Origin of the sequence: Paenibacillus sp. NPDC057967, assembly GCF_042887015.1 — a bacterium.
Classification (GTDB): Bacteria; Bacillota; Bacilli; order Paenibacillales; family Paenibacillaceae; genus Pristimantibacillus.
In genome coordinates, this window is the sequence record NZ_JBHVQB010000001.1 from 311,913 (window position 1) to 334,888 (window position 22,976).

A 22,976-nucleotide genomic window follows, 5' to 3' on the forward strand; every position below is an offset into this window, starting at 1 on the left:
TCAATCCTCCTCTAATTGCGGTTCTTCAATCGAATGATGAATAGAAACGGCATTTGTGTTTTCTTGCCCGTCATGAACCTTGTAGAGGAACCTTGCCATTTCCCTAATTGTGCGATGCTTGTAAATATTCAGTCCTTCAGTATCGAAGCCTTCCTTCTCCAATTCAATCTCCAGCCTTATCGCGAGTAGCGAATGCCCGCCTAAGTCGAAGAAATCTTCGGCAGTTCCAATTCCTTCTCTCTTCAGCACTTTCTCCCATAGATCCCGAATCCGGATTTCCTCTGCCGTTGCGTCCATTTTGTCCATTGTTCCCGTTTCATTCTTCTGCATGGCAAGCGGAGCTGGGAGTGCTTGACGGTCCACCTTCCCGTTCCGGGTCAAAGGAAGTTGATCTAGCTGTATATAATGGGCAGGCACCATATAGTCCGGGAGCAAGTCCTTCAGCCCTTCTCTGACCCCAGAGGCATCAGACGGCGACTCCGCAGCGTAATAAGCAGCAAGCTGCCGATCGCCTTCGCCTTCCCCGGTGATAAGAATGAAAGCTTCAGATACGCCCGGCAAGCTCATGAGCGCCGCTTCCACTTCGCCAAGCTCCACGCGATAGCCGCGGATTTTCACCTGATCATCTCTTCGTCCCAGAAATTCAAGCGTTCCATCATTCAGCCAGCGAGCCACATCTCCCGTCCGGTATAGACGCTCACCCGGAACGGAATCGGTCAATGCAAAACGCTCTTCCGTAAGCTCTGGCAGCCGATGATAGCCGCGAGCCACACCCGGTCCGGAGATATACAGCTCTCCGGGAACCCCCACAGGCTGCCACTGACCGCCTCGGCTCAGCAAGTGAATACGCGAATTCGCAATCGGGCTTCCGATGCCCGGCGTTGCGGTCAATGCATCTCCTTGCTTCACTGTCAGATTGGTAATGACATGCGACTCCGTTGGCCCATATTGATTATGCAGACGAACATCACTGCGCTGCAGCGCCTCGATAAAGGAAGGAGCAAGCGCGAGCTGCTCGCCCGCAACCCCAATATGCCGTACCGTTGCCAGCAGCGGTTCATAGAAGGAAGCCGGCATGGTCTTGAATAATGCCGTCGGGAAAAACACAGTCTGCAAGCCGTGTCTCTCTATAAAAGAAAGGATGGCAGGCCATTTCTTCTTCTTGTCCTCCTCCAGCATATACAGCGTGCCTCCGGAGCCTAACGTATGGAAGATTTCCAGATAACACATATCAAAGCTTAATGAAGCGTATTGCATCACTCTCGCAGCGTCCATCCTCAATGTATCACGGTGGTAGCGCATCAAATTAACGAGCGAACGATGCTCCTGCTGGACTCCCTTAGGCTTGCCGGTCGTGCCGGATGTGTACAGAACATGCTGCAAGTGATCCGCTCTCGCGGCGCTCTGCGGATTCATTGCCGATGACAACCCAAGCGTTTCTTCTGAATCGACTACATCAGCCACATAAGAAGTATTCCAGCTCTTGGCCCGCTCAGCCTGATCGTGCCCGATAATTCGAATGCGGGCCCCGCTATCCTCCAGCATGTAGCGGATGCGCTCATCCGGGTAAGCGGGATCGATTGGCACGTAGGCGCCTCCCGCCTTCAATACGCCCAGAAGGCTAATGATGAACTCAGCCGACCGTGTCATGACAATTGCAACAAGATCATCCGGCTGGACACCCCGGTCTTGCAGGAAATAAGCAAGGCCGTTGGCCCGCACATTCAGCTCATGGTAGGTCATCCGTTTCCCATCGAAGACTACAGCCTCTCTGTCCGGATGTTCCGCAGCCTGCATCTCAAACCATTCATGCACGGTCTGCCTCTCCGGTTCGCTCAGACAGCTCGTATCGTTAAAGGCCTGGATTTGCTTGCGCTCTGCAAAGGTTAGCAGGCTGACTGCATCCAGCAACATAGTCGGCTGGCTTGCAAATTGCTCCAAAACCTCGATGTAATGCCCCATCATCCGCTCAATCATCGCTTCTTCAAAAACCTGGCCGTTGTAATCCATCTGTACGCGGTACACCGAATCCGGAATGATCATAACGTTCAGATCATAATGGGTCGGTTGGTAGAGCTCGGCGTCTTGAATACGGAATTCAAGCCCTTCATGGAACTCTTCCGCCGACTGATCGACGGGATAATTCTCAAAGATGAACAAATGGCTGATCAGGTTTTCCTTCAGCGCCGTCATGGACTGAATCGTATACAACGGGCACTGGTCATAGGGTTGGGAGGCTGCGTTGTTCTGCTGCATCTCCATGATGGCTTCTCTGACCGTCTGCTGCGGCCAACCCTTCATTCTGACTGGTATCGTATTAATGAATAATCCAGCCATATTCTCTACGCCTATCAAATCGGCCGGACGCCCCGATACGACACTGCCGAATACGATGTCGCGCGAATCGTTATACCGTTGCAAGACCGTGCCCCAAGCCGCTTGCATCAAGCTGTTCACGGTCACGCCCAGCTTTCTTGCCGTCTTGTCGATTCTCTCCGTTAAGGATTGGCTGAGAGAGCAGCCCGATTGCTGCGGCATAGCCTTCCGCTCCATACGGTCCTGGGTGGTCTGAGGAAATACGGTTGCCTGCTCCAATCCATGCAGATAGTCCGACCAATAAGCGGTTGATGCGGGAAGCCCATCCGATGCGAATCGGTTAAGATAGCCGGTATACCGCTCCGGATGCGGAAGGCGCGGCTGTTCTTTTTTCAGCATAGAGCGATACATATGCAGCCATTCCCTGAGCACGAGATGCATGCTCCAGCCGTCCATCATGATGTGATGGAAGCTCCATATGACGCGGTGCTCGTCCCAGCTTGTCTGGATGAGCGTCACCCTCATCAGGTCGCCAGACTCCAGCTGGAAGCCCTCCGCCCGGTCCCCCTGCTTGTACTGCTCCAGTCGTTCCCGTACGACCGCTTCCTCCTCACCGCACCAATCCAATCGGCGAATATCCATCTCCTTATCCCGGAATATGAGCTGGTAGGGACGATGTCCATCGCCCTTGCAATAGCTCACTCGAAGCGCCTGGTGTCTGCGTATCACTTCGTTCAAGCTTGCTTCCAATAAATCCGGATTCAGAGTGCCTTTCAGTACAAAAGAGCTTTGCACAAAATAAGCTTCGGACTGGGGATGGTTGGCGCTATGGAATAACAAGCCCTCTTGCATGGGAGACAGCAGACTAATATCCTCCAGCTCTCCCTGATGCTCGCAGCGTTCCGCCAGCTCCCTCAATTGTTCAATCGACCACTGGCTATACGACAAGTCGCTTGGCGTCAGCTCCGGCTTCGTCTTGGTATGGCAATGGCGAATGATGTTCATCAGGCTGCTTTGCAAGGCCTCGCATAAACGCTTGATCGTATCCGGTGCATACTGAGCACGGCTATAGCCGATTGTCATCGCTAATCTTCCATCACGAACCGCACCATTAAGCTCCAGCTTATACATCCTTCTCTCCTCTGACGCCAGGGAAGGGCCGCTGGAATACGGCGACCAGACGAATGCAGAATCGTTCTGACTCCGGCTGTCATCGAACTGTCCCAGATAGTTGAAGCAAATGTCCGCATGTACCGGCTCCGTCCCGTCAGCCGTCAAATAGTGAAGAACGCCGTAGCCTATCCCCTTATTCGGGACGGCTCTAAGCCGCTCTTTGGTCTCCTTAATTAAGGAAGACAAGTCTGCATGCCGTGGGAGGACTAACTCGAATGGGAATACACTCGTAAACCAGCCGACCGTTCGCGTCACATTCACATCCGCCAGCACTTCCTCACGGCCATGGCCTTCCAGATGAACGAGGAATCGTTCTCCGCCTGACCATTCAGACAATGCGGCTGTCAAAGCCGCAAGCAAAATATCATTCGCTTCCGTACGATAAGCTTGATGCGTGCCTGTCAGCAGCAGCTTCGTATCTTCCTCGCTCCAAAGTACAATCTGCTGATCGCTTTCCATATGACTTTCATCAAGCGAATCGAAGTCCACTGGCAATTCTTGAACCTGCTCGCCTTGAAGACTACGCCAATAGTCTCGTTCCGAGGCCAGCCGATCGCTATGGGCATAGTCGGATAGAGAGCGGGCCCACTTCAAATACGAATCCGTTTTGGCGTCAAAGCAAACCTCTTCCTGCCCCAGCAACTGAGCATAACCGCGATTGAAATCTTCAAGCAGGATGCGCCACGACACTCCATCCACAACAGCATGATGGATCGTAATCATCAGATGATCGCCGGATGGAGACTGGAACAGTCCTGCGCTAAGCAGCGGACCATCCTCCAGCCGCAGCCGTCCGTGGATATTGGGCGCCTTCCGCTCTATCGTTTGCTCAACATCGGAATCGTCCATGCAGCTATAGGTCTCCAGGACAACCGGCGCAGTCTCCTCTATGCTCCGATTCCAAGCATACATCGCTCCGTTGGCATCTTTCAGGAAGATTATGCGCAATGCGTCATGATGTTCGAGAAGCTTCTGCAACACCCCTCCCGTTATCGCAGGGTCGAACCCTTCTGAACGAAACAAGACAACTGCTTGATGGAGATAATCCGGCTGTATCAGTCTCATATCGAAAAACCGATGCAGAATAGGCGTCAGCGGCGCCTTTCCGACAATCTCGCCTTGGGACTCCTGAACGCGAAGCGGCTTCACACGAGGTCCAAGCTGCTCAATGGTGGCATAAGCGAATAAATCGCGAATTTCCAGCTTATATCCGGCCTGATAAAGCCGTGACGAAACCTGAATCGCTTTGATGGAGTCTCCGCCCCTATCGAAGAACTTGTCTGTTCTGCCCACCTTGGACACACCCAATACCGCTTGCCAGACCTCCGCCAGCTTCTCCTCCAGCGCATTTTCTGGCGGCATGTAGGTATGAGCGCTCTCCCCTCCATCTTCCGGCTTCGGCAGCGCTTTCCGGTCAAGCTTGCCGTTCGCTGTGAGCGGAAGGGTCTCTACCCGTATAAAGTATTGGGGAATCATGTAATCCGGCAGTCTGCGCGCCAGACTTATGCGCCATTCGGACTGCGGTCTGGCTTCTTCTGATTCATAATAAACGGCGAGCGATTGTTGTCCCGATGCATCCAGGATCGCGATAACTACCGCTCCGCGAATGCCTGGCTCCCGCTGCACATGCAACGCCACCTCGCCCAGTTCAATCCGGTGTCCCCTGATTTTCACCTGGTCGTCTATCCGTCCCACGTATTCCAATGTTCCGTCCGCCAGCCATCTTGCCAGATCGCCTGTCCGGTACATCCGCTCGCCGGGCCTGAATGGATCAGGCAGGAAACGCTCTGCTGTCAGCTCCGGCCGATTCAGATATCCTCTCGCGACTCCTTCACCCGCGACATACAGCTCGCCTGTGACTCCGATCGGAGCCAGCTGTCCCGCTTCCGACGACCAGACATAAGCGCGCAGCGTCGGCAGCGGCTTGCCAATCAGACTGGCCGTTCCTTCCAGATCCGCTCCCTTCAGCTCACGATACGTCACATGGACCGTCGTCTCCGTAATGCCGTACATGTTCACCAGCTTGACGTCTGGATAGCTTGACCGCCACGGCTTCAGCCTGGATGGCGCAAGCGCTTCGCCGCCGAAGATCACGTATCTCAGCGACAAATTTCTGGCCGCAGGCCCGCTTATCGCCTCAGCAAGGGGGTAGAACGCGGTCGGTGTCTGGTTCAGCACCGTGATGCCCTCTCGCACCAGCAGCTCTGTCATCGCTTGCGGGTCTTGCGCCACCGGCTTCGGCACGATATGCAGGCTGCCTCCGTAGAGCAAAGCCCCGTACATCTCCCAGACCGAGAAGTCGAAGCAATACGAATGGAACATCGTCCAGCGGTCGGTATCGCGGAAGTCAAAGCGATTCTCGCTGTTCATGAGCAGGCGCACCACGTTCCGGTGCTCGATCATGACGCCCTTCGGCTTGCCTGTCGTACCCGATGTATAGATCACATATGCGACATCATGAGGCCCGGAGGAGTCGGATAAGTCCTCTTGCAGCTGTATGTTCACATCGTCAGCTACTGTTTCTATTGCAGCGGCTTGCAGCAGTATGGTTTCATCAGCCCAGAGGGGCTTCGATCCCCAAACCAATTCCCCGCTCCGACCATCTTCGCCAAGCTCTAACGCTTTGCAGCCGGCCGGCAATACATGTTGCAGATTATATCCGCTGCTCGCCAGCAACAAGCCAGCCCCGCTGTCCTCCAGCATGTAATGAACCCGCTCTGCCGGATAATCCGGGTCGATCGGCACGTAGGCGCCTCCCGCCTTCAGGATCGCTAGCAGCCCGACGATCATCCCGAACGATCGGTCAGCTTGCACGCCCACAAGCGTTCCGCGCGTGACTCCGCACTTTCGGAGCTCCGCCGCCAGGCTCATGACACGAGCATGCAATTCCGCGTAGCGCAGCTTCTCCTCACCGTGCACGACAGCGATATGGTCTGGCGTTCGCATTGCCTGTTCCTCGAATAACGCATGCAGCGTCTTCTCCTGTGGGTACGAAGCCTCCGTCTCGTTGAACGTCTCCAACAATTGCCTTCTCTCATCCTCGCCGAGCATTTCAAGATCAGGCAGCTTGATGTCAGGATTCTGTACCGCCGACTCCAGCAGCCTCATGAGATGACCGCTCCATCGTTCCATCGTCGTCCGCTCGAACAGCGACGTGCTGTATTCCAGCGAAAACCGGATTTCTCCCTCCGACTCCCATGCCTCAAGCGTGAGGTCCGCTTTCGCTATGTTCATCTCGACGGGGTACGGCGAGACCTTCAAACCTTCAAGACGGAATGGCGGCAGCGTCATGTTCTGCACGACCAGCATGACATCATACAGCGCATGACGGCTCATATCCCGCTGCGGTTGAACCCTCTCGACCAGCTTCTCGAACGGGTAGTGCTGATGCTCGTACGCCTCCAGCGCATGGCGTTTCACCTTCTCCACGAAGGCGCGGAACGTCTGGTCAGGCTCCGGCGCGTTGCGCAGCGCCAGCGTATTGACGAACATCCCGATCAGCCCTTCCGTCTCCGGCGCATCCCTGCCTGCGACAGGCGTCCCGACGACAATGTCCGTCTGGCCTGTGTAGCGCGACAGCTGCACGTTATACGCCGCGAGCAGCAGCATATGCAGCGTCGCACCTGTCTCTTCCGCCAGCCGCTTCACCCGGCTAGCCAGCACCGTACCTGAGCCAAACGTAATCCGGTCGCCTGCGAAGCTGCGGACAGGCGGCCGAGGCTTGTCTGTCGGCAGTTGCAGCACCGGCAGCTCTCCGGCGAATTGTGACAGCCAATACGTCTCCTGCTCTTGCATTGCCTCGCTGCCGAGCTGCTCCTGCTGCCATACGGCATAATCCTTGTACTGAATGCGCGGTCTTGCCCGCTCCGGCCCGCCGTCGTACAGCCGCATCAGCTCCTCGGCCCATATGCCCATGGAGACCCCGTCCGCAATGCTGTGGTGCATATCCATCAAGAGCAGACTTCGATTACGGCCGAGATGAACGAGAGCTGCCCGTGCAAGTGGTGCCTTCGACAGATCGAACGGCCGCAGGAAATGCCGGATATGATCCGCCTCGCTCTGTCCTTCACCAGCTATTTCCTCCAGTACCAGCTCTGCATCATCTTGAATGACCTGCACAAGCTCCCCCTCGTGCATGACAAACGCCGTACGCAATATGTCATGACGCCGAACAAGCGACGCCAGCGCCTCCTTCAGCCGCTCGCTCTCCACTGGTCCTTCAAGGGAAAGAGCGTTCGGGATGTTGTAGACTGTTGAGCTTCCTTCCAGCCCGCTCAGCACATAAAGCCGCTTTTGGGCGGAAGTAACCGGATAATACGCCAGTTCCCTAGCCAGCGGTATAGGCTGGCTCTTCCACACTGACTGCTGCTCATGCCCGGCTGCTGATAGCCGATGTTGCTCCTTCTCCTCCATATGCTTGGCCAGCTTACGAATTGTACTGTGCTCGAATAGGGCCGAGATCGGAAGTGAACAATTCATGGCCTGATGAATGCGGCTGACGACACGCATAGCCTTCAGCGAATGTCCGCCGCAATCGAAGAAATTATGATCAATGCCCAGCGGCCACACTTGCAGCACTTGTTGCCAAATAGATGCAAGCTGCTCTTCCATCTCCGTCTGCGGCGCAGCATAATCTACAGCTTGTTGGCCGTTGCCGTCCGGACCGGGCAGCGCCTTCCGGTCCAGCTTGCCGCTTACGGTTGTAGGCATGGCATCCAGCCTGACAAAGTGAGCCGGGATCATATAGTCCGGCAGCTCCTTCCGCAGCTTCTCACGCCAATCTGACGGTTGCCAATCTCCCTTTGCTACTACATAAGCGTACAGCTCCGTCTCACCCGCCTCATCCTTCCGCGCAAGCACTGCAGCCTCTTGCAGCTCGGCAAGTTTTCTCAGCTTGGCCTCAATCTCGTCAAGTTCAATCCGATATCCGCGCACCTTGACCTGATGATCCTTCCTCCCCAGACATTCCAGCAGCCCGTCCTCGCGCCAGCGTGCAAGATCTCCTGTTGCATATACCCTCTCGCCTGCGGCGGGAAGCCAAATAAATTTTTCGGCAGTCAGCTCAGGCAAATGGACATAACCCCGGGCAAGCCCCGCTCCTCCTATATAGAGCTCGCCGATTATACCAGGCGGCTGCAGATTACCGTTTGAATCCACGATATAAGCGGTCTCTCCCGCAAGCGGACGTCCGATGCTTATATATCTTTGCTCCGTCTCCTCATCAAGCAAGTGGAAGGTCGACCATATGGTCGTCTCCGTAGGGCCATACATGTTGTAGACGATCGCCCTCGTATGCTGGCGAATGGCTTGGAGAAGCGAAGGCGGGAACGACTCGCCGCCGATGCACAGCAGCTTAAGATTAGTCATCCACTCATTAGCCCCCTCCTGCAATAAAGCATGAATGCGCGTAGGGGTCATTTGAGCCATCGTGACCGGATGTGCTTGCAGCAGCCGATTAAGCGCATGGGCATCATACCGTTCCTCCTGATTCGCTATTAGGACCGTCATGCCAAGCGACAGCGGAAGCAGCGACTCCACGGTGAAAATATCGAATGCAGGCGTCGTCAGGCATAAGACGACTTCCTGTTCGCGGAGCGGCATCGCTTGCACCATGCCTCCAAGAAATTGGCTCAGCGACTGCTGCTCGATCATCACCCCTTTCGGCTTGCCGGTAGAGCCTGATGTATAGATGATATAGGCTAGCCGGTCTGATGATAGAGAACGGTTCACCCTCTCGGAAGAATAGGAAGCGAGTGCATGACGATCGTACTGCCGCTTATGCCTGATTCCGCTAACATACGTGTTCGCCTTGCGGCGGTCGATTTCCAGCACAGCATCATATCGGAATCGGGTCAGCTCGTTTTCAATGGAATACATTTTGTTCGAAAAGCGCACGGAGCGGATATCGGCTACGCTATGGGCCAAATCCTCGAAATAGGCGCGCGGGAGGAATAGCTCCTCGTTATATTCGAGCTTCGTACGGGCCTCAGGATGCTTTTGCTTGTAATCGCGTAAAGAAGCAAGCAGCTCTGGCTTTATGTCCAAATCCATGACGTCGCCAACGAGAATAACGCCTTCTTCCTTCATGAATCCGATCGCCTGCTCCAGCACTTGCCTGAAGTATTGGTGGCCATGGAAATATTGAATCACACTGTTCAATATCACAATATCGAAGCGGCGCCCTTCCAATTGGCTGAGTTCGTGAGCCGGCAGAGCATGCAGCTCAATTTGAGATAGATTTAGGCTATTTGCCTTGCGCCGCGTTCTCTCGATTGTCGCGTGAGACATGTCCGTTCCTACATAGAGACCGACATGAGGAGCAATTCGGAACATCGTCAGTCCCGTCGCACAGCCGATCTCCAGCACGCAAGAGTCCTTGTTCAAGTACGGCTGCAACTTCTGAAAGGCGTTGTCTGCAAACTCCGCCATCTCCGCCTCTTCAAGCGGCTCGCCCGTATAGCTGCTCAGCCAGCCTCCGCCCGCAATCTCGTCGGCAGCCTCAGCCCCGACATGCTCCCATAGCTCCTGATCCATCAGTTCGTTGCGCTCCCGCTCCTGTTCCCCATAGATATCATAGGAATCCAGACACAGATAGCTATGTAAGGAAGGACATTGCCATTGGAGCCGGTTCAACGATCGGATATTGGACTTGCCCGACAGCAGCACACCCATTCCGGAGTCATCGACAATAGCAGCTACTCTCTCCTCCGGGAACAAGGGATCGATCGGAATATAAGGGACGCCTGCCTTCAGGCAGCCAAGCATCGCAGTCAGCACATGAGCCGAGCCCTCCAGCCATAGGCCGACCGGCCTCTCCTCGCCATCTCTCCTCTGTTCCTTCAGAAAAGCCGCGAGCCGATTAGACTCCTCGTCAAGCTGCCGGTAGGTCACGCGATTTCCTTCATATATAATCGCCGTTTTGTCCGGGTCCCGATCTGCAGCAGCTTCGAATTGCTCATGCATGAGAGTGGTCAGCCTTATATCTGTCAGCACACCAGTCTTCCAGTTATTCAGCATTTCGCTGTCTTCTGTGGTCAACAGCCCCATTCGCTCCACAGCGATAGTCGGATTGGCAATAACCTGTTTCATGATAGCTGTCATATGATCTTCAATCGCCTTCATCTGGCGCTCTTCATAGACGTTCTGATTATAAATAAGCCTAATTGTAATTTCTTTATGAAGTGCAATCATCATGTTGAGGTCGTAGTTGGTTTGCTCGTAGGTTTGAATATCGTCTATGGTGAAAGGAAGTCCGGAGAAGGCAGATTGCTCTGCCGTGTCCAGCTCTAGCGGATAGTTTTGAAAGATATAAATATGATCCATCAGTTGCTGCTTGAGTGCTGACAAGTCCTGAATCTCTGCCAGCGAAGCGTAGTCGTAGCGTTCCGAAGCGACACCACCCTCCCGTACCCGGCTTAACAGCTCCAGAAAAGTCATTCCTGGATCGGTGGTTACCCGTACAGGAATCGTATTAATGAATAAGCCGACCATGTTCTCAATGCCCGGTATATCGGTTGGACGTCCCGATACGACAGAGCCGAATACCACGTCGCCGGTATCGTTGTACTTTTGAAGCAGCACCCCCCATATCGCTTGTAGGACATGGTTGACCGTGATCTGATGGTCTTTTGCCAGCTGCGCCAATCCTTCGCGATATTGCTCGCTCCAAGCGAATTGCCAATGCCGCTGCTCATACTCACGGTGATGAAGCGGGCGGAGCTCCAGCTTCGGGATACCAGACGACTGGTCGTATCCGCTCAGATAGCCGTCCCAGTAATCAAGCGCCTCATCCATCGGCCTTGCGCCCAGCCAATGAATATACTCGCTGAAAGGAACCGATGGAGCGATCGCAACCGCCCTGCCCGCTGCAAGCTCCCGGTAGAAGCCGAATAGATCGTCCAGAATCAACTGGATACACCAGCCGTCCATGACAATATGGTGATGAGTAAGAACAATTCGGTAACGGCCCGCTTCCAGCCGCAGCAGCGCGGCACGGATCAGTATATCCTTTGCCAGGTCAAAGCCCCGTTCCCGGTCCTCGTGTGCGTATTGCTCAGCTTGCGCTTCGGCTATTTCGGAAGGAAGCGAGTGCAAGTCCATAAACGGGACGACAGCTGTCCTCTCCTTGAGCAATACTTGCCTTGGCTTTTGCACGCGATCATGAACAAACGAGGTCCTCAAAATATCATGCTTCCTGACGAGCAGATGGAGACTTTCCTCCAGCAGGCGGCTATCGCATTCGCCTTTTATATGGAAGATCATTTGCTGGATGTAGACTTGGGAGTCCGGCTCCATGACCGCATGGAACAACATGCCTTCCTGAGTTGGGGTCAGGGAATAAATGCTCTCTATCGCATTTGTCTTCATCATCTTTCACCTCACGGTTCGTTAGTCCAACACATCCAGAATGGCCGCCAGATCATCTATAGACAGCTCTTCGTCACTTATTGGCCTGATGGCAGTGTCTGCCTGCTGCATGCAATGTTCGATGATCTTAAGCAGCGCCGACCTGTAGCAGGCGGCAAGACGCTGCATCGACTCTTCCGAATGCTGACTGAAATCGCAGCCGATATGGAATTGAAGCTGCTTGTTCAGGACTGCTCCGTTCAGGTCGATCTCATGCGTCCGCTTATTGAGAGGCCCAATCATATGCCCCATCGGGAGTGCGGAGGGCTCGAACCATTCCGAGCGCATATCCTGATCCAGCTGTCCGAGATAATTAAAGCTGATAGGCGGCACACGGCTTCCCATTCCTATCTCATCCGATGCGCGCTCCCCTCTGACAGCCAAATATTTCAGTATGCCGTAACCGATGCCCTTGTAGGGCACCTGCCTCAGCATCTCCTTCGTTCCCGGAACGGATTTCTGCGGCTTCCCTGCCTGCAAGACGACTGGGTAAGACGCCGTAAACCATCCAACTGTACGCGATACGTCGACATCCGGTATCCCAAGCTCGCGCCCATGGCCTTCAAGTTCAATGGCTACCGCCTCCACGCCCGACCAATCCGCTATTGCCGTACCCAATGCGGCCAGCAGCAAATCTTGAATGACAGTGCCATAGGCATGATGAGCCTTCCTGAGCAGCATGTCGGTCTCCTCTGGGGAGAAAACAATCGATACGCGCTCCGCTTCCCTAGGTTGTGACTGACTCTGATCAATCGCCGTTCTCGGCAAGCGCGGCGTCCCTCTCACCAAGCGATCAACCTGCTCCCAATAATACGTCTCTCTAGCAAGCCGTCTGCCAGCTCCCATATGTTGAAGCTGTCTTGCCCAATACAGGTATGAATGCGTCTTGTTGGGAAGGTGAATGCTCTGCCCGCTCATTGCCTGTCCATAGCCTGTGGCGAAATCCTCCAATAGAATTTGCCATGACACAAGGTCGACGACCAAATGATGAATAACGATAAGCAGATGATCTCCCTCATCCGTCTGAAATAATGCCAATCTGACAAGTGGCCCCCTTGCCAGGTCGAAGCTTGCTTGCCATACATTGGCTTCCGCTTCCATTCGCTCAGGCTGCCAGCCCAGTCCCTTATAATCATAGACAGCCAGCGTATGCCCCTGCTCGTCGGCAGCGCGGTTCCATTGCGTTCTTCTTCCCTCCGTCCACGGATAAGTCATGCGCAGCGCGTCATGATGCTCAGTGAGCAGGCGGAACACGGCATCCACCTGATCTGGATCGAAGCCTTCTCTGCTGCGCAGTGCCATCGACTGATTCCAATGCTCTTCCCGCACGAAGCCATGCTGGAAAAACCAATGCTGAATCGGAGTCAGCGGAACTTCGCCTGTGACAGCCTGTTGATCAATATCTGCTTGTGCGGTTGTAAGATGGTTCACCAGATCACGAATGACAGGACGAAGGAAGAGATCCCTGACTTCCAGCTTGAAGCCTTTTGTCTTTAAGCGTGACGAGATTTGAATGGCCTTAATGGAGTCTCCTCCGAGTTCAAAAAAGTTTTCGTCCGCATGAATGCCCTCGTGACCAAGCACATCCTCCCATACGGAGGCCAATAAGCGCTCCTGTTCATTCATGTCCCCCGATGATCGTGCAACTGGCCGGCCAGCGTCTGGCCTTGGCAACGCCTGATGATCAAGCTTGCCATTCGGCGTTAACGGAATCCGATCCAGCTTCATCAGATGAGCAGGAATCATGTAGAATGGCAGTCTGCTGGTCAGATGATGCTTCACTTCCTCGAGGGCCAGTATTTCCTCGGACACATAATACGCGCATAACATTCCCTTATCCGCTTCTTCCACCACGGTCACTGCCGCGTTCTGAATGGGCGGGCAGCTCAGCAAAGCCTGTACAATCTCAGCCGTTTCAATCCGATAGCCCCGTACCTTGACCTGTTCATCCAACCGGGCGATAAATTCCAGTTCACCCTTGGCGTTCCACCTGCCGAGGTCGCCCGTTCGATATAACCGATCCCCTTCCGAATAGAGATGAGGACCGAATTTCTCTTCCGTAATCCCGGGAAGATGATGATATCCTCTTGCAAGCCCTACACCGCTTATGCACAGCTGCCCAATGACCCCGATGGGCGCAAGTCTGTCGCCTGCATCCAAAATATAGACGCGCGTATTGGCAATCGGCTTGCCGATCGTCATCTTCTCCGCAGACGGGTCAATCGGCGCACAAGTTGTGACGGCGCTGTTTTCCGTAGGTCCGTATTCGTTGTAGCATTTGATCCCTGTTCTAGCCAAACGGGCAACCTGCTCCGGACGAATCGCTTCTCCGCCCAGCACAATGGTATCCAGAGAGGTATCGCTAACGTCGAGATCACGCAGCATGGCATCGAACAGGCTTGGCGTCGCAGTCATATGGGTGATCGCTTCCTGCTTGATGTGTGATGCAATGGCATTCTGATCCCGCGATTGCTCTTGCGACAGCAGCACCACCTTCCCTCCCGACAGCAACGGGGCGAACAGCTCTGCGGCAAAGGCGTCGAATGCAACAGACAACAGCGGCATCACCGCGCTGTCCACACCGAATTTGTAGCGGCTTATTCGCCACCAAACCGTATTGACGATGCCTCGGTGCTCGATCATGACACCTTTTGGCTTTCCTGTCGTACCCGACGTATAAATGACATAGGCAAGGTCGTTTCCTTCGAAAGCGGCAGACGGTACCAATTGTATGGCCGTATCTGCATCTGCCTCAGCGTCTATGGCATCCCGTGCAGCCGCTTGCAGGCTGACCACATCATCCCAAATAGGCGCGTTTTCCAACAATAGCTCCCCGCCTTGTCCATCCTCTTGCAGCTCGAGCATCCTGCAGCCAGAGGGCAGCGCATCCTTCAGATGATGCCCGCTTCGCGCAAGCAACAGGCTAGTTCCGCTATCCTCCAGCATGTATCGAATCCGCTCCGCCGGATAATCGGGATCAATAGGCACGTAAGCGGCTCCCGCCTTCAAGATTGCCAGGAATGCGACGATCAGGCCTGCCGAGCGCTCCGCGAGCACACCAACCATTGCACCCCGACTTACGCCCTGCCGCCTCAGCTCCCAAGAGAGCCGGCTGGATCTCGCATTCAGCTCCGCATAGCTGATCCGATCCGACTCGAAGACCACTGCCGTACGTAAAGGCGTTCGCATCGCCTGTTCCTCGAACAACGCATGCAGCGTCTTGTCCTGCGGGTACGACGCCTCCGTCTCGTTGAATGTCTCCAGCAGTTGCTTTCTCTCGTCCTTGCCGAGCATCTCCAGATCGGCCAGCTTAGTGTCAGGGCTCTGTGTCGCCGACTCCAGCAGCTGCAAGAGATGACCGCTCCAGCGTTCCACTGTTGACCGCTCGAACAGGGCCGTGCTGTATTCCAGCGCAAACCGGATTTCTCCGTCCGACTCCCAAGCCTCCAGCGTGAGATCCGCTTTCGCCACGTTCATCTCGACCGGATACGGCGAGACCTTAAGGCCTTCAAGACGGATTGGCGGCAGCGTCATGTTCTGCACGACCAGCATGACATCATACAGCGCATGGCGGCTCATATCCCGCTGCGGTTGAACTCTCTCCACCAGCTTCTCGAACGGGTAATGCTGGTGCTCGTACGCTTCCAGCGCATGGTGCTTCACCTTCTCCACAAAGACGCGGAACGTCTGGCCAGACTCCGGCGCGTTGCGCAGCGCCAGCGTATTGACGAACATCCCGATCAGCCCTTCGATCTCCGGCGCATCCCTGCCCGCGACCGGCGTGCCGACGACGATATCCGTCTGGCCTGTGTAGCGCGACAGCTGGACGTTGTACGCCGCGAGCAGCAGCATATGCAGCGTCGCTCCGGTCTCCTCCGCCAGCCGCTTCACCCGTCCCGCCAGCTCTGTGCCCGAGCCGAACGTAATCCGGTCGCCTGCGAAGCTGCGAACTGGCGGCCTTGGCTTGTCCGTCGGCAATTGCAGCACCGGCAGCTCTCCGGCGAACTGCGACAGCCAATACGTTTCCTGCGCCTGCATCGCTTCGCTGCCGAGCTGCTCCTGCTGCCAGAGGGCATAATCCTTGTACTGGATGCGCGGCTTTGCCCGCTTCTGCCCGCCGTCGTACAGCTGCATCAGCTCCTCGGCCCAGATGCCCATCGAGACGCCATCGGCAATGCTATGGTGCATGTCCGTCAGAAGCAGGCTCCGCGCATCACCCATACGGACAAGGGCCACCCGCACAAGCGGCGCCTTCGACAGATCGAACGGTTGCAGGAATTGCTGGATATGTTCCGCCTCGCTCCGTCCTTCTCCGGCTATCTCCTCCAACGCCAGCTCTACGTCATCATGAATGACCTGCACCGGCTCCCCTTCGTGCATGACAAGTGCCGTACGCAAGCTATCATGGCGCGAGACGAGCGCATGCAATGCCTTCGACAGCCGCCCGCTCTCTACTTCCCCTTCGAGCAGCAGAGCGCCGGGAATGTTGTACAAGATGCTGTCCTTGTCCAACTGACTAAGCACGAATATGCGTTTCTGTGCGGATGACTGCGGATAATACGCCAGCGATGGCGCTAATGGAATCGGCTTCCTCTCCCTGCTCTCCACTTCCTCCAAATAACCGGCCAGTTCCCTGATCGTAGGCATCCTGAACAGTTGCTGTAAGGGAATCGTTTTGCCGAAAATATCCTGTATTCGGGAGACAGCTCCCATGGCTTTCAGCGAATGGCCTCCTAGCTCGAAGAAATGATCATCCATGCCAATTCGGTTCATACCCAAAACATCCTGCCAAATAAGCGTCAACTGCTTCTCCGTCTCATTGCCAGGCGGCGCATAGCCCCCTTCCTGATCGGCTGCATCCTCCGGCTTTGGCAGCGCCTTTTGATCTACCTTTCCATTAGAGGTCAGAGGAATACAGTCTATTCGCACAAAGTAGCTCGGGATCATATGCTCCGGCAATTTCCGTGATAAGCTCTGCCGCCATTCGCCTTTGGGCTTCGTCTGCTCCGCCTCGTAATAGACACACAGGGACTGCTGGCCCGTTGCATCCGAGATGGCGATTACTGCCGCACCGTGAATGCCTGGCTCCCGCTGCACATGCAGCGCCACCTCACCCAGCTCGATTCGGTGTCCCCTGATTTTCACCTGGTCGTCTATCCGTCCTCCGTATTCCAGTGTCCCGTCCGCCAGCCATCTTGCCAGATCGCCTGTCCGGTACATCCGCTCGCCGGTCCTGTACGGATCGTGCAGGAAGCGCTCCGCTGTCAGCTCCGGCCGATTCAGATATCCTCTCGCGACTCCTCCACCCGCTACGTATAGTTCGCCTGCGACTCCGATCGGAGCCAGTTGACCCGCTGCCGACGACCAGACATAAGCGCGCAGCGTCGGCAGCGGCTTGCCAATCAGGCTGGCCGTTCCCTCCATATCCGCTTCATCCAGCTCACGGTACGTAACATGGACCGTCGTCTCCGTTATGCCATACATATTCACAAGCTTGACGTCTGGATAGCTTGCCCGCCACGGCTTCAACCTGGATGGCGCAAGTGCTTCGCCGCCGAAGATGACGTATCTGAGCGATAGGTTCCTGGCCGCAAGCCCGCTTATCGCCCCAGCAAGGGGATAGAACGCGGTCGGTGTCTGGTTCAGCACTGTGATGCCCTCTCGCACCAGCAGCTCCGTCATCGCTTGCGGGTCTTGCGCCACCGGCTTCGGCACGATATGCAGGCTGCCTCCGTAGAGCAACGCCCCGTACATCTCCCAGACGGAGAAGTCAAAGCAATACGAATGGAACATCGTCCAGCGGTCGGTGTCGCGGAAGTCAAAGCGATTCTCGCTATTCATGAGCAGGCGCACCACGTTCCGGTGCTCGATCATAACGCCCTTCGGCTTGCCTGTCGTACCCGATGTATAGATCACATAAGCGAGATCGTATGGACAAGACAGCACATCAACTTCACTACTTACGCTGAATCCATCCCCTTGATTGGAATGCAAATTTTTCCCGCTCTCCGAATTCCTTCCCTGCCTAACACCATCAGGCCAAGGGGAGTTCCCGTCGTCTTTTATTCCTTCCTCTCTATCATCCCACTCAACCGTTCGGCCATCTTCTCGCAGCTCCAGCATTTTAATGCCGATAGGTAATTCATTCTTCAAATCATGTTCTTGTCCGCTTTGTGCCAGAAGTACACAAGCCCCGCTGTCTTCCAGCAAGTAGCGAATCCGATCAGCGGGATACTCAGGATCAATAGGCACATAAGCGCCTCCCGCCTTCAAGATCGCCAGCAGCCCGACGATCATCCCAATGGACCGGTCTGCCAGTACGCCCACAAGCGTTCCGCGTGTGACTCCACACTTTCGGAGCTCCGCCGCCAGACCAATAACACGAGCATGCAATTCCGCATAGCGCAGCTTCTTCTCGCCGTGTACGACCGCGATATGGTCTGGCGTCCGCATTGCCTGTTCCTCGAACAACGCATGCAGCGTCTTCTCCTGCGGATACGTCGCCTCTGTCTCGTTGAACGTCTCCAGCAGCAGCCTTCTCTCGTCCTCGCCGAGCATCTCCAGATCGGCCAGCTTCGTGTCCGGGCTCTGTGCCGCCGACTCCAGCAGCTGCAAGAGATGACCGCTCCAGCGTTCCATTGTCGCCCGCTCGAACAGCGCCGTGCTATATTCCAGCGTAAATCGGATTTCTCCATCCGACTCCCACGCCTCCAGCGTGAGGTCCGCTTTCGCCATATTCATCTCGACCGGATACGGCGAGACCTTGAGACCTTCAAGTCGGAATGGCGGCAGCGTCATGTTCTGCACGACCAGCATGACATCATACAGCGCATGACGGCTCATATCCCGCTGCGGTTGAACCCTCTCGACCAGCTTCTCGAACGGGTAGTGCTGATGCTCGTACGCCTCCAGCGCATGTCGCTTTACTTTTTCCACGAAGGCGCGGAACGTCTGGTCAGGCTCCGGCGCGTTGCGCAGCGCCAGCGTATTGACGAACATTCCGATCAGCCCTTCCGTCTCCGGCGCATCCCTGCCCGCGACCGGCGTGCCGACGACAATGTCCGTCTGGCCTGTGTAGCGCGACAGCTGCACGTTATACGCCGCGAGCAGCAGCATATGCAGCGTCGCACCCGTCTCCTCCGCCAGCCGCTTCACCCGGCTAGCCAGCTCGACGCCCGAACCAAACGTAATCCGGTCGCCTGCGAAGCTGCGGATTGGCGGCCTTGGCTTATCCGTCGGCAGCTGCAGTACCGGCAGCTCTCCGGCGAACTGTGACAGCCAATACGTCTCCTGTGCCTTCAGCGCCTCGCTGTCGAGCTGCTCCTGCTGCCATACGGCATAATCCTTGTACTGAATGCGCGGTCTTGCCCGCTCCGGCCCGCCGTCGTATAGCCGCATCAGTTCCTCGGCCCATATGCCCATCGAGACGCCATCGGCAATGCTATGGTGCATGTCCGTCAGAAGCAGGCTTCTCTCATCCCTCAGACGGACGAGCGCTACCCGCGCAAGCGGCGCCTTCGACAAATCAAACGGTCGAAGGAAATCCCGAATATGCTCCCCTTCACTCTGTCCTTCTCCGGCTATTTCCTCCAGCACCAGCTCCGCATCATCCTGGATAACCTGCACAAGCTCCCCCTCGTGCATGACAAGCGCCGTGCGCAAAATATCATGACGACGGACAAGCGACGCCAGCGCCTTCGTAAGCCGCCCGATCTCTATCTCCCCTTCGAGCAGCAGAGCGCTGGGGATGTTGTACAACGTTGAATGTTCTTCCATCCCGCTCAGCACATAAAGCCGTTGCTGACCTGAGGCAGCGGGATAATGGTCACGCTCCGGCACTTCCCGAATCAGTTGACTGGACGGCTTCTGCCCCTCTTCAGAATCTGTAATCGCTTCCAAGGAAGAAACCCTCTCTCCCCTTACCTTATCCATGTAAGAGGCGAGTTTCCGAATGGTCGCATACTCGAACACAGCGGAGATCGGAATCGAACCATTCATCGATTGCTGGATTCGGCTGACGACACGCATTGCTTTCAGTGAATGTCCTCCACAGTCAAAGAAATGATCATCAATGCCAATGGTTTCAATCCCCAGTACATGCTGCCAGATCTGAACAAGGCTCCTCTCCGTTTCATTCGACGGAGGGATATAGGCGATCGAACGCTCCGCCTGTTCCTCCGGCTTCGGTAACGCCTTACGGTCGATTTTGCCATTCAGCGTAACCGGAATGCTCTCCACCTTTATGAAATAAGCCGGAATCATATAGTCGGGCAAGGTTCGGGATAGACTGGCTCTCCATTCGCTGACCGAAATCACGGACTCTGACAGGTAATAGGCGCAAAGAGAGCGCTCACCTGACGCATCTGGACTCATATGCACAGTAGCGGCGCTGACACCCTCTACGCTCAGCACCGCGCGCTCAACCTCGCTCAGCTCTACACGGAATCCCCGGATTTTAACTTGATCATCCCTCCGCCCCATATACTCCAGCGTACCATCGGGCAACCAGCGGGCAAGGTCCCCCGTCCGGTACATGCGAGTGCCTGGCGCGAATGGATCGGGAAAAAAGCGCTGCCCGGTCAAATCCGGAAGATTCATATAACCTCTGGCTACACTATCGCCCGCAATCCACAGCTCCCCGGGCACACCGACTGGCCGCAGCTTATAATCCGAATCCATAATATAGATTCTCGTATTATGGATTGGCTTGCCTATCGGCGGCAATTCGGCCATATCCTGCTTCGGATCAAGCGTGAACATCGTGACCACATGCGTCTCCGAGGGACCATAATGGTTGTGCAGCCGCGCGTCATTGCGCCCAAGCCACTGCTGAAGCAGCTTTCCTGCCATAAGCTGCTCCCCGGCAGCCACAATATGATTGATGCAAGCTGGCAGCAGCTCCAGCGCTGCGCTGTCCTGACCTACAAACTTCACAAGAGACGAAGGAAGAAACAGGGTTTCAATCTCTTCCCGCGCCACCATCGCGAATAAGCGAGGCAGATCCTTCTTCATATCATCCGGCACGATATGCAGTTCGCCGCCTGCCGTAAGCGTCGAAAATAGTTCCTGATAGCATACATCAAAGCTGCCGGCCGCATATTGCGCCACTTTGGCGCTAAAATCGATTCCGGCAATGTCATTCTGAGACTGCAACAAATTAAGCATCGTGCGATGCTCCAGCATAACGCCCTTCGGCTGCCCCGTTGTGCCTGATGTATAGATCACATTGAACAAATTGGAGGCTGAATGCTCCGAGACCTCCCACTCGGCCCATGAGCAGTCCTCGATCAAGCCGGGACTATGCTTCTGAACGAGCAGTACGCTGCGATCGTCCAGAATCGACAACCCTTCTGCCGGAGGATTCGATAGAAGCACGAGTCCGCAAGCGGAATCCTCCAGCATATGGCGAATTCGCTCATGGGGAAGATTAACGTCAATGGGAAGAAAAGCGCCTCCGGTCTTCAGCGCAGCCATAATGCCGATAACAAATTCAATGGACCGATCCATCATAATGCCCACTACACTGCCGGTTTGTATACCTTGACGACGCAGCTCGGTAGCCAATGAAGAGGCGCGCCTGTTCAGTTCGCCGTAAGTTATGCGGCGTTCGTCCTGGACGACTGCGGTTCGTTCAGGGGCAAGCTGAGCCTGAATCTCCACTTGACCGTGTACGGAACTGCCCGATTCTACTGGCGACCGCAAGCCTTGAAAGCCGTCCAGCCGTTGCTTGTCGGTCATAGATAACAAATCAAGCTCTTCTATCCCAATAGCCGGATCGGCTATAATCCGCTTGGCCGTATGAAGCCAGTGCTCGCCTATCCATGCCATCATTGCAGGATCATAGACATTGGCGTTATAGGTCAATTGAATCGCTGTCTCTTCCTCCGCCCGCACCATGACATGCAAGTCGTAATTCGTCTGCTCGAACACTTCCATATCGGTGATTCGGAAGCCCGTCTCATTCGGATCTCCAGATAATCCGGCCATATCGAGCGGATAGTTTTGAAATATAAATAAATGGTCAATCAAGCTATGCCTGGAGCCCGTGCGCTGCTGAATATCCGCCAGAGATACGTAATGATGGCGTTGTGATCCGCCAAGCTGCCGGTGCAAGGAAGCAGCCAGTTCAGAGAATCGCATTCCCGTCTCACTCTGCACCCGGACGGGAATCGTATTAATAAAAAGTCCGACCATCCTCTCGATGCCTTCGATTTCCGGCGGTCTGCCGGAGACGACCGTGCCGAACACAACATCGTCCGTACCGGCATACCGCTGCAGCAGCACTCCCCACAACGCTTGCATGATATGATTGACCGTCACGCGATGCCGCATCGCCGTTTCCTTAAGTCCGGCTGTAACTTCCCGATCCCATGTTAAATCCAGTCGTTCCTGCCGGTATGCCCCGTCCCGCTTCAACCGTCTAGGGAGCGTTGCATGTTGCCCGTAACCGCTTAAGAACCGTTCCCAGTAGTCCAGCGATTCCTCCACTGGCTGCTTGCCGAGCCACTTCATATAATCACTAAAAGGATACGACCTCTCGTCTGACCGGTGCTGTCCCAGACGCAGCTTGCGGTAATAACCGAACAGATCACCAAGCACAAGCTGGATGCACCAGCCGTCCATCAAGATATGATGATGGCTTAGAAGAAGCTGGTAGGCTCTCTCTCCCGTACGAATCAATACAGCCCGAATCAGCATATCGCTGGACAGGTCGAAGCCTCGAAGCCGGTCACGCTCCTGAACATGCTTCACATGCTCATTTGCTTCTTCGGGAGATAGATGAGACACGTCCTCATAGACTACTGAGCCATTCCTCTTATGGAGCACTACCTGCAAGGGCTGCTCGATCCCCTCATGCAGGAATACGGTGCGGAACATATCATATTTCTCTATCAATGCCTGAAAGCTTAGTTGAAGCTTATCCAAACTTATCGTACCTTCCAGCGCTATCGTCATTTGCTCAAAGTAAGCAAGCGACTGCCGGTCCTTTAAGTAATGATAAAAAATCCCTTTCTGCATCGGTGTCAAATGGTACATGTCCTTCACATTGCCGCGACTCAGTTCCATCGTTTCATATCACA

General features: G+C 55.2%; 2 protein-coding genes and 2 pseudogenes. All 4 read right to left on the reverse strand.

All coding sequences use genetic code 11. The annotated features are described in order from the left end of the window. On the reverse strand, positions 1–8,199 hold the full coding sequence (locus ACFVSO_RS01440; protein WP_483875061.1) for an amino acid adenylation domain-containing protein: 8,199 nt from the start codon (positions 8,197–8,199) through the stop codon (positions 1–3). Beyond that, positions 8,188–9,366: pseudogene (locus ACFVSO_RS28830) on the reverse strand (amino acid adenylation domain-containing protein); the annotation flags it as partial. The pseudogene ACFVSO_RS28830 and the gene ACFVSO_RS01440, both read right to left, overlap by 12 nt. A gap of 144 nt (positions 9,367–9,510) precedes the next feature. After that, a pseudogene (locus ACFVSO_RS28835) lies at positions 9,511–11,859 on the reverse strand (condensation domain-containing protein); the annotation flags it as partial. An 18-nt stretch (positions 11,860–11,877) separates the two neighbouring features. Continuing rightward, positions 11,878–22,962, reverse strand: a complete 11,085-nt coding sequence (locus ACFVSO_RS01445) for a non-ribosomal peptide synthetase (RefSeq protein ID WP_387469339.1) — start codon at positions 22,960–22,962, stop codon at positions 11,878–11,880. Between the last annotated feature and the right edge of the window lie 14 nt (positions 22,963–22,976).

What these genes read in the sequence shown, in the direction of transcription:
- ACFVSO_RS01445 (WP_387469339.1), bottom strand. Translation starts at nt 22,962, where the DNA reads ATGGAACTGAGTCGCGGCAATGTGAAGGACATGTACCATTTGACACCG.
- ACFVSO_RS01440 (WP_483875061.1), bottom strand. Translation starts at nt 8,199, where the DNA reads ATGCCTACAACCGTAAGCGGCAAGCTGGACCGGAAGGCGCTGCCCGGT.